This is a genomic window from Massilia sp. UYP34 (genome assembly GCF_056279385.1).
Genome location: NZ_JBWBRF010000014.1, coordinates 79,568 through 95,110, shown reverse-complemented (window position 1 = coordinate 95,110; position 15,543 = coordinate 79,568). Strand labels below are relative to the sequence as shown.

Annotated in this window: 12 protein-coding genes; 9 read left to right on the top strand and 3 right to left on the bottom strand. The window is 65.3% G+C overall.

From position 1 onward, the window contains the following. Positions 1 to 83: 83 nt before the first annotated feature. Entirely contained in the window at positions 84 to 3,314 is a 3,231-nt protein-coding gene (locus ACZ9AQ_RS18680) for an Rne/Rng family ribonuclease (RefSeq protein ID WP_429206156.1), read from the bottom strand. Between the two features lie 656 nt (positions 3,315 to 3,970). On the opposite strand from ACZ9AQ_RS18680, the gene ACZ9AQ_RS18675 reads away from it, so the two are divergent. The 4 genes from ACZ9AQ_RS18675 to ACZ9AQ_RS18660 are packed head-to-tail and all read left to right on the top strand — an operon-like array spanning position 3,971 to position 7,151. Then, positions 3,971 to 5,008, top strand: coding sequence for an RluA family pseudouridine synthase (locus tag ACZ9AQ_RS18675; RefSeq protein WP_429206154.1), 1,038 nt, complete (start codon positions 3,971 to 3,973; stop codon positions 5,006 to 5,008). Positions 5,009 to 5,066: 58 nt separating this feature from the next. Continuing rightward, complete coding sequence (locus tag ACZ9AQ_RS18670; RefSeq protein ID WP_429206152.1) at positions 5,067 to 5,726, top strand: HAD-IA family hydrolase; 660 nt, start codon at positions 5,067 to 5,069, stop codon at positions 5,724 to 5,726. Between the two features lie 16 nt (positions 5,727 to 5,742). Further along, a complete protein-coding gene (locus ACZ9AQ_RS18665; RefSeq protein WP_429206177.1) occupies positions 5,743 to 6,153 on the top strand; it encodes a Rieske (2Fe-2S) protein in 411 nt (136 codons plus the stop codon). Further along, the gene (locus tag ACZ9AQ_RS18660; protein WP_429206150.1) at positions 6,150 to 7,151 is read left to right on the top strand and encodes a S49 family peptidase; all 1,002 of its coding nucleotides are present in this window, start codon (positions 6,150 to 6,152) and stop codon (positions 7,149 to 7,151) included. Before ACZ9AQ_RS18665 ends, ACZ9AQ_RS18660 begins: the two co-directional genes overlap by 4 nt. Before the next feature lie 351 nt (positions 7,152 to 7,502). Here the strand turns inward: ACZ9AQ_RS18660 and ACZ9AQ_RS18655 are convergent, their stop codons facing one another. Beyond that, positions 7,503 to 7,919 (bottom strand): hypothetical protein, encoded by a 417-nt coding sequence (locus ACZ9AQ_RS18655; protein ID WP_476108291.1) that lies wholly within the window; start codon positions 7,917 to 7,919, stop codon positions 7,503 to 7,505. A 221-nt stretch (positions 7,920 to 8,140) separates the two neighbouring features. Here ACZ9AQ_RS18655 and ACZ9AQ_RS18650 point away from each other — a divergent pair, with 221 nt between their 5' ends. The 3 genes from ACZ9AQ_RS18650 to ACZ9AQ_RS18640 all read left to right on the top strand — a co-directional run bounded on the left by ACZ9AQ_RS18650 (position 8,141) and on the right by ACZ9AQ_RS18640 (position 11,373). Continuing rightward, positions 8,141 to 8,857 carry a pseudouridine synthase gene (locus ACZ9AQ_RS18650; RefSeq protein ID WP_429206146.1) on the top strand — a complete coding sequence of 239 codons (717 nt, stop codon included), beginning with the start codon at positions 8,141 to 8,143 and terminating at the stop codon, positions 8,855 to 8,857. A 153-nt stretch (positions 8,858 to 9,010) separates the two neighbouring features. Then, a complete protein-coding gene (locus ACZ9AQ_RS18645) occupies positions 9,011 to 10,147 on the top strand; it encodes a phospholipase A (protein WP_429206144.1) in 1,137 nt (378 codons plus the stop codon). A 224-nt stretch (positions 10,148 to 10,371) separates the two neighbouring features. Beyond that, the gene (locus ACZ9AQ_RS18640; protein WP_429206142.1) at positions 10,372 to 11,373 is read left to right on the top strand and encodes a fumarylacetoacetate hydrolase family protein; all 1,002 of its coding nucleotides are present in this window, start codon (positions 10,372 to 10,374) and stop codon (positions 11,371 to 11,373) included. 74 nt (positions 11,374 to 11,447) lie between these two features. On the opposite strand, the gene ACZ9AQ_RS18635 is transcribed toward ACZ9AQ_RS18640, so the two are convergent. Next, the gene (locus tag ACZ9AQ_RS18635) at positions 11,448 to 12,545 is read right to left on the bottom strand and encodes a hypothetical protein (RefSeq protein ID WP_429206141.1); all 1,098 of its coding nucleotides are present in this window, start codon (positions 12,543 to 12,545) and stop codon (positions 11,448 to 11,450) included. Positions 12,546 to 13,047: 502 nt separating this feature from the next. On the opposite strand from ACZ9AQ_RS18635, the gene ACZ9AQ_RS18630 reads away from it, so the two are divergent. After that, positions 13,048 to 14,226: an MraY family glycosyltransferase gene (locus ACZ9AQ_RS18630; RefSeq protein ID WP_476108289.1), complete on the top strand. Its 1,179-nt coding sequence runs from the start codon at positions 13,048 to 13,050 to the stop codon at positions 14,224 to 14,226. A 125-nt stretch (positions 14,227 to 14,351) separates the two neighbouring features. Beyond that, complete coding sequence (gene flhB / locus ACZ9AQ_RS18625; RefSeq protein WP_429206137.1) at positions 14,352 to 15,539, top strand: flagellar biosynthesis protein FlhB; 1,188 nt, start codon at positions 14,352 to 14,354, stop codon at positions 15,537 to 15,539. Positions 15,540 to 15,543: the final 4 nt, after the last annotated feature.

Below are 15,543 nucleotides of genomic sequence, written 5' to 3'. Positions count from 1 at the left end.
CAGGTTTGGCGGCGCCGTGCAGCGCTTGCGAACCTGGGTTCCCGCCTGCGCGGGATCGCCCTGCCGGGACAGCTAACCGGGGCTTACTGGCGCGTATCGACCTGCACCAGCGGCTCGTCGACCGGCGCGGCGACCGGCTTGCGGGCGCGGCCCAGGCGAACCGGGGTTGCCACGGAAGCTTCCTGCGCGGCGCGCAGTTTTTCAGGGTCGGTCGATGCCAGTTGCAGGCCGGCCTGGGCCAGCACGTCGTCGAGCTTGGCCGGTGCTTCGGCCGGCGCCGCCGTGACGACCGGCGCTGCGGCCAGGGCCGCGCCGGGCGCCGGCGCGCTGGCCGCAGGCGCGGCGGCTGGCGTCGGCGCGACGGTGATGGCCGGTGCGGCTGCCGGAGCCGTCTCGACCGCCGACGCGGCGACCGGTGCAGCCACCGGCGCGGTCTCGACCACGGGAGCAAGCACTGGCGCCGCCTGCGCCACTGGCGCCTGCTCGGCCGGAGCCGGAGGCTGTTCGGCCGGAGCTGGAGCTGGAGCTGGTGCCGGGGCCGGGGCCGGTTCGACCGCGGCATGCGCCGCAGCCACCGACGCTGCGGTCGGGAACATGTTCTGCTGAGCAGCTATCGATGCCGCGGTCGGGAACATGTTCTGCTGAGCAGCAACCGAGGCTGCCGTCGGGAACGGGATCGGCTCGGCAGCAACCGGCGCCGGTGCGACCGGCGCAGGCGCAGCAGCCTTCTCGTGCGCCGCCTTCGCAGCGGCCACCGACGCCGCGGTCGGGAACGGCCATGCATCTTGCCTGGTGGCGCGCGCCGGCCTGGTCTTCGCGGCCCTGGCGGCAGCGGCAACCTTGGCGGCTTCCTCGTCGGCTACCGGGGTGAATGCCGGCGCTTCGTCCGAACCTTCCAGCGCCTCGCCGCCCTCGATCTGGTCGCGGTCACGGCGATTGCGGTTCCGGCCGCCACGACGGCGGCGGCGGCGCGGTTCGTCGCCTTCGCCTTCGAGGTCCTCGCCGTCCGGGCCGATCGTCGTCACCGACTTGACGACCTGCTGCACGACTTCCTGGGTGCCTTCCGGACCGCTGGTGCTCACTGCCACCGTGGCGGTCGAGACGACCTGGCTCACGCTCACTTCGTCGAGCCTGGCTTCGATGGCCTGGGTGGTGCGTTCGGTACGCTCGGTGCGCTCGCGCGGCTGGCGTGGCTGGCGTTCCTTGCGCTCGCCGCCGCGTTCTGCACGATCGGGACGCTCGGCGCCCTCGACGCGCGCTGCGCCTTCCAGTTGTTCGCGCGGTTCACGCGGCTTGCGCTCGCGCGGCTGGCGCGGCTGGCGGCCTTCGCGGGCCTCGTCGGCCTGTGCGCCCGGTGCACCCTTGATGGCTTCCTCGCCCGGCGCGCCCTTGGGGGCGGTGGCGGCAACCGCGTCGCGCTCTTCGCGCTCACGGCCTGGCTTGGCGCCGCGTTCGCCGTTGCGGCCACCGTTGCGGCCACCCTTGTTGCGGTTGTTGCGGTCGCCGCGCTCGGCCGGCGCCGGCGCGGCCGGCTTGTCGGCCACGACTGGCGCCGGGGCCGGTTCTTCTGGTTTACCGAAGAAGAAGTCGCGCAGGCGGGCGAAGAAACCTTTCTCGACTGGAGCGGGAGCGGGGACGGGGGCGGCGGCAGGAGCGGCGGCGGCTTTGGCCGGCTTGGCCGCCTCGCTGCGGTCGACCACCGGGGCCGGCTGGGCCGGGGTGATGGTCTTGACCACGGCTTCCTGGCGCGGCTTGGCTTCTTCCTTCTGGCGCTTGGCGTAGGCCATGTCCGTGTCGGCGGTCTCGGCCATCGCATAGCTGGCGTGCGCGTCTTCCAGGCGTGGATCGTCGTGCTTGATGCGCTCGAGCTTGTAGTGCGGGGTGTCCAGATGCTTGTTCGGGATCAGGATCACGGTGATGCGGTGGCGGTTCTCGATCTTGAGCACTTCGCCGCGCTTTTCGTTCAGCAGGAAGGCGGCGACGTCGACCGGCACCTGCACGTGGATCGCGGCCGAATTCTCTTTCATGGCCTCTTCCTGGATGATGCGCAGGACTTGCAGGGCCGACGATTCGGTATCACGGATGTGGCCGGTGCCCGAGCAGCGCGGGCAGGTCACGTGCGAGCCTTCCGACAGCGAAGGACGCAGGCGCTGGCGCGAAAGCTCCATTAAGCCAAACCGCGAGATCTTGCCCATCTGGACGCGGGCGCGGTCGTGGTGCAGGGCGTCCTTCAGGCGCTGCTCGACTTCGCGCTGGTTCTTGGCCACTTCCATGTCGATGAAGTCGATCACGATCAGGCCGCCCAGGTCGCGCAGGCGCAGCTGGCGGGCGACTTCGTCGGCCGCTTCGCAGTTGGTGTTGAAGGCGGTGGTTTCGATGTCCGAGCCACGGGTGGCGCGCGCCGAGTTGACGTCGATCGAGACCAGGGCTTCGGTGTGGTCGATCACGATCGCGCCGCCCGATGGCAGCGGCACGGTGCGCGCATACGCGGTCTCGATCTGGTGTTCGATCTGGAAACGCGAGAACAGCGGCACGTCATCGCTGTAACGCTTTACGCGGTGCGCCATGTCGGGCATCACGTGGCTCATGAACTGCTGGGCCTGTTCGTAGATCTCGTCGGTGTCGATCAGGACTTCGCCGATGTCGGGCTGGAAATAGTCACGGATGGCGCGGATGACCAGCGACGACTCCTGATAGATCAGGAAGGCGCCAGAGGCCGACTTGCCGGCGCCTTCGATCGCGCGCCACAGCTGCATCAGGTAGTTCAAGTCCCACTGCAGCTCTTCGACGTTGCGGCCGATGCCGGCGGTGCGGGCGATCACCGACATGCCTTGCGGCAGGTCGAGCTTGTCCATGGTCTCGCGCAGTTCCTGGCGCTCTTCGCCTTCGACCCGGCGCGACACGCCGCCGCCGCGTGGATTGTTCGGCATCAGGACCAGGTAGCGGCCGGCCAGCGAGATGAACGAGGTCAGGGCGGCGCCCTTGTTGCCGCGTTCCTCTTTCTCGACCTGGACCATGATTTCCTGGCCTTCCTTCAGCGCTTCCTTGATGGTGCAGTTGCGCACGTCGACGCCCTCGCGGAAATACGTGCGGGCGACTTCTTTGAAGGGGAGGAATCCGTGGCGGTCTTCGCCGTAGGAGACGAAGCAGGCTTCGAGGGAGGGTTCGATGCGGGTGATGACACCCTTGTAGATGTTGGACTTGCGTTGCTCGCGACCGGCGGTCTCGATATCGATGTCGATCAGCTTTTGACCGTCGACAATCGCTACGCGCAGCTCCTCTTGCTGCGTAGCGTTAAACAACATGCGTTTCATTTTTATAAACTCCGCGACCCGTGGGCCGTGTGATGGCCGCCCTCGCGGGCGGCGCAGCTACAGGGATGTATGCGGGGATGGGAATCCAGGAGAGGGGAATGCCCGTAGCGTGCGATGCAGCTGGAAACAGTGATCATCGCGAATGAAACCGCGAGTAAACACCGGGTCGCTGCCGCAACGGGGCGCTGTGGGGCCGAACGTCATTGTCCATGCACGCCGCGACCTGCGCTGGCCGCCTGCCACCACGTTGGGGTGGCACAGCGGAGCGAGGGGGGTGTGCTAAAACCAGCCCGGCTCGACGCCGACGACCGTCCAGGACCTGGAGGCGAAAAGACAGCCTGACTCACAAGTCTGGAGGAGGACCTCGCGTCTAGCCTGGCGAAAACGACAAGCGTTATCGACACCATCACCCGACAAGCAAGATTTGCTTGCCGGTACTTATCCTTAAGAATCCTGACAATCCAATCCTGCATCTCTGCGCGCAACCCGATTACAACTGCAGGTGCAACCTTGATCGGCGCAAGGATGTGCGTACACGTTACTTTCCATCGAATTTGCAATAAGCGGGGCCGATGGAGCGCGCCCCTGTGTAAAATATCGTTTTAATTCTTACACCAGCAGAGGTTTGACCGCCGCCTGTCGATTATATATTCAAAATGAAGGACTTAGAGAGAATTTCTGGGAAGACAGAGCGAATGGCGATTCAAAACGGTGTTGTTCCCCCTTCATCACAACAGGCTCTGCAGGCGCAATTTGTCACAATCGGCGAAGAAGACGCCGGACAGCGTATCGATAACTACTTGTTGCGTGTCTGCAAAGGCGTACCGAAGAGTCATATTTATCGCATCCTCCGTTCGGGAGAAGTGCGCGTCAACAAGGGCCGGATCGACCAGCTGTACCGCCTGGCCGAGGGCGACATGGTCCGCATCCCGCCGATCCGCGTCGCCGAGAAAGCCAGCAACGAGACCGTGCCGGGCACCGAATTCCCGGTCGTGTACGAAGACGCGCACTTGCTCGTCATTAACAAGCCGGCCGGCGTGGCCGTGCATGGCGGCTCCGGCGTGTCCTACGGCGTGATCGAGCAACTGCGCGCGGCGCGGCCGCAAGCCAAGTTCCTGGAACTGGTGCACCGGCTCGACCGCGAAACCTCGGGCCTGCTCCTGATCGGCAAAAAGCGCAGCGCCTTGACCCACCTGCACGACCAGATGCGCGACGGGACGACCGACAAGCGTTACTTCGCAGCGGTGAAGGGCGACTGGCAAAACAAGCGCCAGCATGTCAAATTGCCGCTGCATAAATACACGACGGCGGATGGCGAAAAGCGGGTCGTGGTCCAGGCGGGCGGCCAGGAAGCGCATACCATTTTCAATCTATTAAAAAAATGGCATGATTTCGCCTTGCTCGAAGCCGAACTCAAGACGGGCCGCACGCACCAGATCCGGGTTCACCTGGCGTCGAGCGGCTTTCCGATCCTGGGCGACGAGAAGTATGGCGACTTCGCCTTCAATAAACAGTTGCACAAGGCTGGCGCGGGACGCGGGGCGCTCAAGCGCATGTTCCTGCACGCGCACCAGATCACGTTTACCCACCCGGACAGCGGCGAGCGCATGACCTTGCGCGCGCCGATGCCGGAAGAATGCGAGCGGTTCCTGATAAGCTTGGGCGCGCCCGGCATAAGGGCGCCAGATGCATGATAGACGCTTGGACGATCAAAAAACGACGGAGACCGGCGCCTTGGGCTGCCGCTAAACAATGGCAAGAAAACAATTTGATCTGATCGTGTTCGACTGGGACGGCACGCTGATGGACAGCACGGCGGCGATCGTCAAGTGCATCCAGGCGGCGGCGCGCGACCTGGGCCTGCCGGTCCCGAGCGACGCTTCGGCCGCCCACGTCATCGGGCTCGGCCTGGCCGAGGCGATGCAGGCGGCGATGCCGGACATCCAGCCGGCCATGTACCCGCGCATGGTCGAGCGCTACCGCTATCACTTTCTCACCAAGGACCACGAACTGGTACTGTTCAAGGGCGTTCGGGAGATGTTGGCCGATCTTGACAACGAGGGCTACTTCCTGGCGGTGGCTACCGGCAAGAGCCGGGTGGGTCTCAACCGGGCGCTGAACGCGACCGGCCTGCTGTCGATCTTCGACGCTACCCGTTGTGCGGACGAGACATTCTCGAAGCCCCATCCCGCGATGCTGCAAGAACTGACCCGTGAACTGGGCCAGGACCTGCGCCGCACGGTGATGATCGGCGACACCACCCATGATCTCATGATGGCGAGCAATGCTGGCGCGTCCGGCATTGCCGTCGAGTTCGGCGCGCATCCGGTGGCCCAGCTGCAGGCTTGCCAGCCGCTGTTCTCGGCGCGCTCGATCCCCGAGCTGCATGCCTGGCTGCTCGCGCATGCCTGAATCCGCGAGCGCGCAGATGGCGGAAGATGAATCCCTGTTCGTGTGCGATGCAGATGGTTTGCTCGATGGCGGCCGTGGCATGCGCTTTGCGCTGCTGGCCTGGGGGCAGCCGGCCACCGGGTTCGTGATCCGCCACGGCGGTCAGGTGTATGGCTACCTCAACCGCTGCGCCCACGTTCCGGTCGAGCTCGATTGGAGGGAAGGGGAGTTCTTCGAGTCCGGCGGTCAGTACCTGATGTGCGCCACCCACGGCGCGGTCTACGAGCCCGGCAGCGGCAGGTGCGCCGGCGGTCCGTGTCGCGGTGGGCGCCTGCATCCGATCGCCGTACACGAAGGCGCGGGCAAGATATACTGGCGGCCCGACGAGCGGTTCCGCGCCCCTGCGCAGGAACAGCGCTCGCCTTCGACCCCCCATTCGACTTTATGAGTGACCAAACGAGCCATGACCAACCCGGCGACAGCCGGCTCGCATCGCATCCGACGATCGGCAACTGGGAGCGCGAAACGCTCGAGAAACTGGTGTTTGCCACCGTCCAGGAACGGCGCCGCGCCCGGCGCTGGAGCATTTTCTTCAAACTGAGCTTCCTCAGCGTCGCCCTGCTGGCGCTGTGGGCATACTACGACTTCAATTTTGGCAGCGGCGACGTCGAAAACCTGGGCCGCCACACGGCCCTGATCGAAATTAACGGCGAAATCGAAGCGGAAGGCAGCGGCGCGGCCGACACCGTGATCCCGTCGCTGAATAAGGCGTTTTCCGACCCCGGGTCGGCGGCGGTCGTGCTGCGCATCGACAGCCCCGGCGGCAGCCCGGTACAGGCCGGCATCATCGTGGACGAGATCCAGCGCCTCAAGCGCGGCTACCCCGATAAACCCCTGTATGTGGTGGTGGACGAGATCTGCGCCTCGGGCGGCTACTACATCGCCTCGGCGGCCGACCGCATCTATGTCAACAAGGCCTCGATCGTCGGTTCGGTCGGCGTGCTGATGGACAGCTTCGGCTTCACCGGCACCATGGACAAGCTCGGCGTCGAGCGGCGCCTGCTGACGGCCGGCGAGAACAAGGGTTTCCTCGATCCGTTCAGTCCGCAGTCCGAGAAGCATCGCGAACATGCCCAGGAGATGCTCAATGAAATCCACCAGCAATTCATTGCCGTGGTGCGCGCCGGGCGCGGCAAGCGCCTGAAGGAGACCCCCGAAACCTTCTCGGGCCTGTACTGGACCGGCGCCAGGGCGGTGGACATGGGCCTGGCCGACGCCTTCGGCACCGTCGACACGGTGGCGCGCGACATCGTCAAGGCCGAGGACATCGTCGACTACACGGCGCACGAAGGCTTGCCGGAAAGGGTGCTCAAGAAGTTTGGCGCCGCGGTCGGCGAAAGCGCGGTCAAGGCGGCCTACCACGGAGCCGTGCCGAAATTGCGCTGAGCATTTTGTCCTTGAATACAGACGGCAAATGGCTATAGTGGAACGGTAGCGTGAGCAGCAAGGGCGGGGAGGCAGACGCTTCGATCGGCCCGGAGGGCGACACGCTATCCACCGCACGTGCTGCGGTTTTCGAGAGAATTCCATTCCTCACGGTAGTACATCCCTCGGAGGCTTGCCGCATGGCGTGCCGGCCGCAGGAACGGAAACGACGGCCTTGCGCCGTCGTTTCCATTTATAACTCATCGACGCCACCTGATCGGGACGCCTGCTGCGCTCTTCCAGTTTTTCCGTCGCCCTGTTTTCCCGGTCTCATCGGGGTGCCTCTGGCGTCCTGCCAGGAGGCGTGCCGGTTCAGGTATAAGTGCCGCACTGACGGGCATCGCCATCGCGATCCGAACGGCACGGTGACTGCGAATTCTGCTGCGTCGGGGAATGGCTGTCTTGTTGCTGAACCGTCAATGCGCCTTGTGGCAAGCTCACCTTCGGTGGGTGCCACATGGTCGGTTTTCGCAACGGTATCATGTCGTCGTGCTGGGCAAAACCGCCACGGTCGAGCCAAGCCTGGTGGTCGCGCACGGTGCGGGCATACCAGGCGGCGCGTAGCGCTGGAAGGCCGCCGTGCAGGTGCGGAAGGCCGCCGCCGGACCAACGCGCCATGGCGAGTCGGGTGGGGAAAAGCGCCGCATGGTCCTGGGCGAGCCGTTGGCGCGCACAATGGGCCTCATCCGCGGAAAGCTTTCCATTCACTGGGTTGAGATCGTCGTTCACGTTCATTCCTATCCTTTGGCTACGGCCGCCCCTCGATCAAAGACGCCCTAGTTGCCGTTAGGCGGATTCCTAACGTGTTGAAGTCTATCAATGCGAATCTCAGCAGGCTTGATACTGCTCAAATGAACGTAGGCATGCAAAATGGGTCCGAGGTAACGGTAACAAAGTTGGCCGGCAATGCTTTCCCAAAGGGGCGCGCGCATCTGGTAAAGTCTCGGCCCATGAGTAAATTGTCCCTAGACCGTATCCTGCAATCGCAGGGATTCGGCACCCGCAAATATTGCCGTGCGCTGATCGAAGACGGCGACGTCGCCGTCAATGGCGAAACCGTCGACAGCTACAAGGCCACCTTCGACACCGACGGCCTGGTCCTGACCGTGTTCGGCGAAGCGTGGCCTTATCGCGAGCACGTCTATATCGCGCTGTACAAGCCGGCCAATTTCGAATGTTCGCGGAAACCGAGCCACCATCCGGGCGTGCTGACCCTGCTGCCGGAACAGTTCACTTGGCGCGACGTGCAGCCGGTCGGCCGCCTCGACCACGACACCACGGGCATGCTCCTGATGTCGGACGACGGCCCCTTCATCCACGCCCAGTCCTCGCCCAAGCGCCATGTGCCCAAGGTGTACCAGGCCACGACCGCCGAGCCGGTGACCGCCGAACTGGTCGCCCAGATGCTGTCCGGCGTGCAACTGAACGACGAGCCGGCGCCCCTGAAGGCGGTGTCCTGCGTCCAGCGCGGCGAACATACCCTCGAGATCGTCCTGGAACAGGGCAAATACCACCAGGTCAAGCGGATGCTGGCCGCCGCCGGCAACCATTGCAGCGCGCTGCACCGCTCGCAAATCGGCGGCCTGACCCTGGCATCGCTCGGCCTCGAAGAGGGCGAATGGTGCTTCCTCGACCAGGCCCAGCTCGACCTGCTGGCGCCGGCCTGAACGCTCTCCGAGCAGGGCGGGGCGCAGGGCGGGCGATATTCGCATGCCTGGATGCAATACGTGCGACATCAATAAGAAATTTCCGCGACACTTACGCGCGATGGCAACTGAACATCAGTTGCTGCACGAACGTTATGATATAAAACAATAAATATGCACGCCTATCGCCCGAAACTTTCTCATGCCATCGCCCTGGTTCCGCTCCTGCTGGCCCTGCCGGCATTGGCCCAGACCGCACCGCAAACCCTGGCGGCATGCTCCGCCATCGCCGAAGGCAGCCAGCGCCTGGCCTGCTTCGACGGCATTGCCGCCAGCCAGGAGGCGTCCGCCGCCGGCCCTGGTCCGGCCAGCGCGGCGGTTGCCACGTCCGCTACTCCGGCCGCCGTGCCGCCGGTGCCGACCACGGCGCCGGTGGCGCAGGGCGCGTTCGACGCGCCGCGCAGCAGCGCGGTGGACCAGACCGCCTCGGTCGACCCCGTCGTGCAGGCCGCGTCGCAGTACACGCTGAGCAGCCACTGGGAGCTCGACGCGCGTGACAAGCGCGGCGTGTTCAAGTTCCGTCCGCACCGCCCGAGCTACCTGATGGCGACCCGCACCCACCGGCCGAACGAAGAGCCGTACCGCGACTTCCTGGCCTCCGATCCGGATGCCGAGGGCCTGTCGAAGGCCGAGCTGGAGTTCCAGCTCAGTTTCAAGATGAAGATGGTCGAGACGCTGTTCGAACTGCCGGTCGACGTCTGGTTCGGCTACACCCAGAACAGCTTCTGGCAGGCGGCCAACCACCGCGCTTCCAGCCCGTTCCGCGAGACGAATTACCAGCCTGAAGTCATGGCGGTGACGCCGCTCGACTTCGCGCTGGCGGGCGTCAACGTGCGCTTCCTGAACCTGGGCTTCGTGCACCAGTCGAATGGCCAGTCGTCGGAACTGTCGCGCAGCTGGAACCGCGTGTATGCCCAGCTGGGCCTGGAACGCGGTCCGCTGACGATGACGGCCAAGATGTGGAAACGCATCAATGAGTCGAACGAGGATGACGACAATCCGGACATCGTCGACTACATGGGCCGTTTCGAACTGGAAGGCAATTACCGCCTGGGTGGCGGCCACGAGCTTTCGGCCATGGTGCGGCGTAACTTCAGCACCGACAAGGGCGCGGTCCAGCTCGGCTGGGCCTTCCCGCTGGCGGGCCCGGTCAAAGGCTATATCCACGCCTTCTCGGGCTATGGCCAGAGCATGATCGACTATAACTACTTCCAGCGCGTCCTCGGCGCCGGCGTGATCGTCAAGTACTGAGCCGTATCGTAGAATGGCGGGCTCGCACTGAGAACCTATCCCGGTAGGTGAGAGTCGGGCCGAGAGCGCCTGGCAGGCAGGTGCTGTGTAGCATGGCACCCCATGCCATGCTACCTCGTCGTTGCATGGCTCGCCATGCGGCCTCCTCGCGCCTTGCTCACGCCCGCCATGCATCGACATGAACTTCCTCCCACCTACCGGGATAGGTTCTAAAGGCCCCTTTCATGAAACTCGCCACGCTCGACGACGGCACCCGCGACGGCCAGCTGGCCGTGGTGTCGCGTGACCTGAAAACCGGCCACGTCGCCGACGGCATCGCGCCCAGCCTGCGCGCCGCCCTCGACGACTGGGCCTTCATCGCTCCCCAGCTCGACGTCCTGTACCGCCAGCTGAACGAGGGCAGGGCGCGTCGTCCGTTCGACTTCGATCCGGCCCGCTGCCTGGCGCCACTGCCGCGCGCCAGCGGGCGGGTGTGCGGCGCCGCCTACCTGCATCACCACGAACTGGAGCGCCGCGCCGCCGGCGCCGAACTGCCGGCGGCCTGGCGCGACGCGCCGCAGCTGGCCTGGGCGGCCGGCGACGGCCTCCTCGGGCCGCGGCAAGACCTGGTGCTGGCGCGCGAAGAGTGGGGCATCGACTTCGGCGCCGAACTGGCGATCGTGAGCGGCGACCTGGCGCAAGGCGCGACGCCGGACGCGGCACATGGACAGATCCGCCTGCTGCTCCTTGCCAATGACGTCACCTTGCAGAACCTGGCGGAGAATATCGTGGCTAATGAGCGGGCCGCCGGCCTGGGCCTGCTGCATGCGAAGCCGGCGACGGCCTTCGCGCCAGTGGCGGTGACGCCGGACGAGCTGGGCGAGGCCTGGCGCGGCGGCAAGGCCGCGCTGCCGTTGCGGGTGGTATGGAACGGCAATCCGGTCGGGACCCTGGAAGCGGGCGAAGACATGGTCTTCAGTTTTCCGCAACTGCTGGCGGCGCTGGCCGGCAGCCGCAAGGTCGAGGCGGGCACCATCGTCGGCGCGGGCGTGATGGCGAACCGCGCGACGCGCCGCCACACGCCGGGCTACGCCAGCATCGCCACACAGCGCTGGCAAGAAATACTCGATGGCGGCGCGGCCGTCACCCAGTACCTGCGTTTCGGCGACACGGTGCGCATCGAGATGCTCGATGAGAACGGCAAATCGTTATTCGGCGCGATCGAGCAGACCTTGAGATCCCCGTAGGGTCGGCGGCTTCGCCGCCGACGCGGTGATCGTTGCCGGCTCCGATATCGCGCCGGATGATCTTGTGTCAACTATCACCTCGCTGGCGGAGCCGCCGACCCTGCGTGCCAGAATTCTTCATCCGCCCGTGCGCCACGTAGCCGGACCTCGACCGGTGCGCTCACCCGGCGCAGCGCGTCGGCGCGCAGCAGCCGGCCGTCCGGCTCGTGCAGCCGGTACCACAGGAAGGCCACGCCGGACAAGGACAGGCGTTCGCCGCCGAACAGGTTGCCGCGCACCTGGGTCAGGCCTTCCAGCCGCAGGTCGACGTCCAGCACCAGGGCGCCGGCGCTGCGCTCGGCCTGGCCGAGGTAGCGCGCCGCGGTGAACAGGGGACTTTTGTCGCTGGCTTCGCCCGCGCGCAGCCCCTCGGTGAACGCGTCGACCGCCTTCAACTGGGCCCTGGCGGCGGTTTCGACGGCCTGCAGCTCCTTCTTGCGCTCGCCCTTGGCGGCGTCGGCCAGCACTTCCAGCCGCGCCGCGTGCTGGGCCAGCACCGAGCGTGCCACTCCCACCAGCCTGACCCGCTCGAGCAGGCTGGCGTGCCGCGCCGTGTCGAGTTCGCCCATATAGCCGCCGTTCAGTCCGGCCAGGCGGGCGGGGCAGGAACGCGCCAGCGCGCTGGCGAACAGGGCGCGCGCGCCGTCGCCATAGGCGATGCCGGTGAAGGTGGCGTCGCTCTTGAACAGGCTGGCCAGATCGGCGCCGGCGCGCAGCAATACCGTGGGCGCGGTCAGCCAGATCAGCGGTATCGCCGGCCGGCGGTCAGCCGATTCCGGGGTCTGCGCGTTAATGTAGTGTTGCAGCTCGAGATTGCGCTCGGTTAATTCCTGCGCGGTGCGTGCGAGCGCGCCGTCGACGATGCGCGCCGCCACCACGCCCTGGCTGACGGCCGGGTCGTACAGGATGACCTGGCGCTCCTGGGGCAGGCCGGCGCAGACCTGCTCCGCGAGTTCCAGCGCCAGGTCGAACGCGCGCGCCAGTCCGGCGGCGCCGAATTTGGCGGCGTCGACGTTGCCGCTCAGGGCCCTGGTCTGGGCCGGCGGCAGGCGCGCCAGCAGTTCGGCGCGCTCGGCTTCGGCCAGCGCCTGCCGGGTTTCCGCTTCCAGCAGGCGGGCCCGGGCTTCCAGCAATTCGGGGGAAGGGGCTTGCGATCGGGCCAGGCCAGGATAAAGCGCACTCAGGCATAAAACAATATAGAAAATGAAACTATACGGCCGTCGATTATGTTTTGCCATGGCCCACCTTATTTGTGAACAAGAAATTAATCTATCTAAATTTCACTGGAGAAAAGTGTAACAATTTGTCGAGAAATATTAGGAGAAGTTTCAGGGAGATTGATTGGCAGATCGCAATCTACCTAGAATCGTCGAATTGTTGCTGCACAATCAATGGCTTGTATAACGAAACGGCACTGTTGTGACATTGGGATAGAATCCGTGGCCCAGCACGTTTGTCGGAAGATCAACGAGAAATGCGATAGAATTGACGAGTTAACAAAGTGGTTCTATGAGTATTAATAACCTTCCCATGGCCGGCCTCGAAATTGGCTTTATTACATCGCTGATCTGTTCCCTCCTGCTCGTGTTCACTACACGCTGGCATGGGCGCTATTCGCTCGACGCGACCCGCGGTGTGCAGAAATTCCATATCACGCCAACCCCACGCATCGGCGGCGCCGCCATCATGACCGGCCTGTGGATGGCGCTGGGCGTCCTGCCGCAGGCGCAGCAAGAATTGCTGCTGCCGGTGCTGATCGCCTCGTTGCCGGCCTTCGTGTTCGGTCTGGCCGAAGACCTGACCCGCACCGTGTCGGTGCGCGCGCGTCTGCTGGCGACTATGGCCAGCGGCGCGGTCTGCTGGTTCCTGACCGGCGTCACCCTGCAATACACCGGCCTGGCGCCGCTCGACAGCCTGCTGGGCTGGCTGCCGTTCTCGGTGCTGTTCACCGCCTTCGCGGTCGGCGGCGTGGCCAACGCGGTCAACATCATCGACGGTTTCAACGGCCTGGCCAGCGGCACGGTCGTGATCGGCCTGGCCACCCTGGGCCTGATCGCCCTGGGCGCCGGCGACGTCCACCTGGCCCAGCTGTGCTTCGTGATCTGCGCGGTGACGGCCGGATTCTTTGTCGTCAATTTCCCCCTTGGGAAATTGTTCCTCGGCGACGGCGGCGCCTACCTGCTGGGCTTCCTGCTGGCCTGGCTGTCGGTGATGCTGGTCTATCGCAACCCGTCGGTCTCGGCCTGGGCTCCGCTGCTGGCCTGCGCCTATCCGGTCTTCGAAACCGTGTTTACCATCTGCCGCCGCCTGTGGTGCCGTCGCCATCCGGGCCATCCGGACAGCTGGCACCTGCACAGCCTGGTCAAGACGGCGATCACCGCGCGCTACCTGCGCATGTTGCCGGCGCCGCTGCGCAATGCCTGCGTATCGCCGGTGTCGTGGAGCATCGCCCTGGTGCCGGCCGCGCTGGCCGTCAACCACGCCGGCACGCCCGGCGTGCTGATGCAGGGCGTGGTCGCCAGTTTCGCGCTGTACCTGGCGGTGTACGGGCTGGTGGTCGCCGCCTGGCGCGCCCGCCGCCGCCTGCCGGCGCATGTGGCTGCCGCCGCACTGGCGCCGGCCACCGCGTCCACCGTCAAGCTGGTCAAGCCCATGGTCGGCCCGATCGCTCCGATCGCTCCGATCGCTCCGGTGATTGCGCCGGTGATCGTGTCCGCCCGCATCGCCAAGCCGACCGCGGCCACCCAGGCGGCGCCCCTGGCCGACCGTGGACGCGAACAGCCGGCCGCGGCCTTCGTCCACCGCCGTATGTAATGCCTGCCGGCCGCGAACAGCGGCCGATTTCCCCTCTTGTTTTCTTCCTGGCCGCACGGCAATTCCGGCGATAATTTCATTTGCGCAGTGCAAAGGCGCATGTGAAATAGTTTGACGGAGCAGGAATGGCGGAAGATAGCGACGCAGAAAAGACAGAAGACGCATCGCCCCGGAAGATCGAGAAGGCGCGCGAGGAAGGCGACGTTCCCAGGTCGCGGGAGCTGGCCACCTTTACCGTCCTGATGACCGCCGGGGCTTGCCTGTGGGCCTTCGGCGGCATGCTCGTCGGTGAATTGAGCCTGGCGCTCAAGTCCGGCCTGTCGCTCGACCGCGAACAGGTCTTCAATCCCGCCATCCTGATCGAGCGCATCCTGGGCGACCTGGTGGGGGTGCTGCTGGCCTGCCTGCCGATCGCGGTCGCCATCATGGTCATCGCCCTGGTGTCGCCGCTCCTGATCGGCGGCTGGCTGTTCTCGTCCAAGGCGTTCATGCCCAACTTCATGAAGCTGAACCCGATCAAGGGTATTGGCAATATGTTTTCGAAAAACGCCCTGGTCGAGCTGCTCAAGGCGGTCGCCAAGACCATCGTGGTGGGCGTGGTGGCCTATATCGTCGTCAGCAGCCAGAAGGAGGCGATGCTGGGCCTGGCGGTCGAGCCGCTCAATGCAAGCAGCGCCCACGTGGGCGCCATGATCGGCAAATCCTTCCTGTTCATCGTCGGCGCGCTGGGCGTCATCGCCCTGATCGACGGGCCTTACCAGTTATGGCACTGGAAGGACAAACTCAAGATGACGCGCCAGGAAGTGATCCAGGAATCGAAGGAGTCGGACGGCAATCCTCAGATTAAGGGGAAGATTCGCCAGTTGCAGCGCGAAATGGCCCGGGGCCGGATGATGCAGAATGTACCTACTGCAGATGTGATCGTGACCAATCCGACTCACTATGCAGTGGCGCTGAAGTATGCGGATGGCAAGGGCGCGCCGCGGGTCGTGGCCAAGGGCATCGACGACGTGGCCGCCAGGATCCGCGAGCTGGGCCAGGAACACAAGGTCACGCTGATGGAAGCCCCGGCCCTGGCCCGCGCCCTGTACAAGCATACCGACATCGACGACGAGATTCCGGAAAAGCTGTATTCGGCGGTGGCGGAAGTGCTGGCCTACGTCTACCAGCTGCGCGCCTACAAGAAGGGCGAAGGGGAGTACCCGGATCGCCCGACGAAGTTGAAGGTGCCTGACGAGATGGACCCGCTGAACCCGGCGTCGCACGCGCCGCCCAAGCCAGGGGGGGGCCGAACTGAACTGAACACGGAGTGAATGA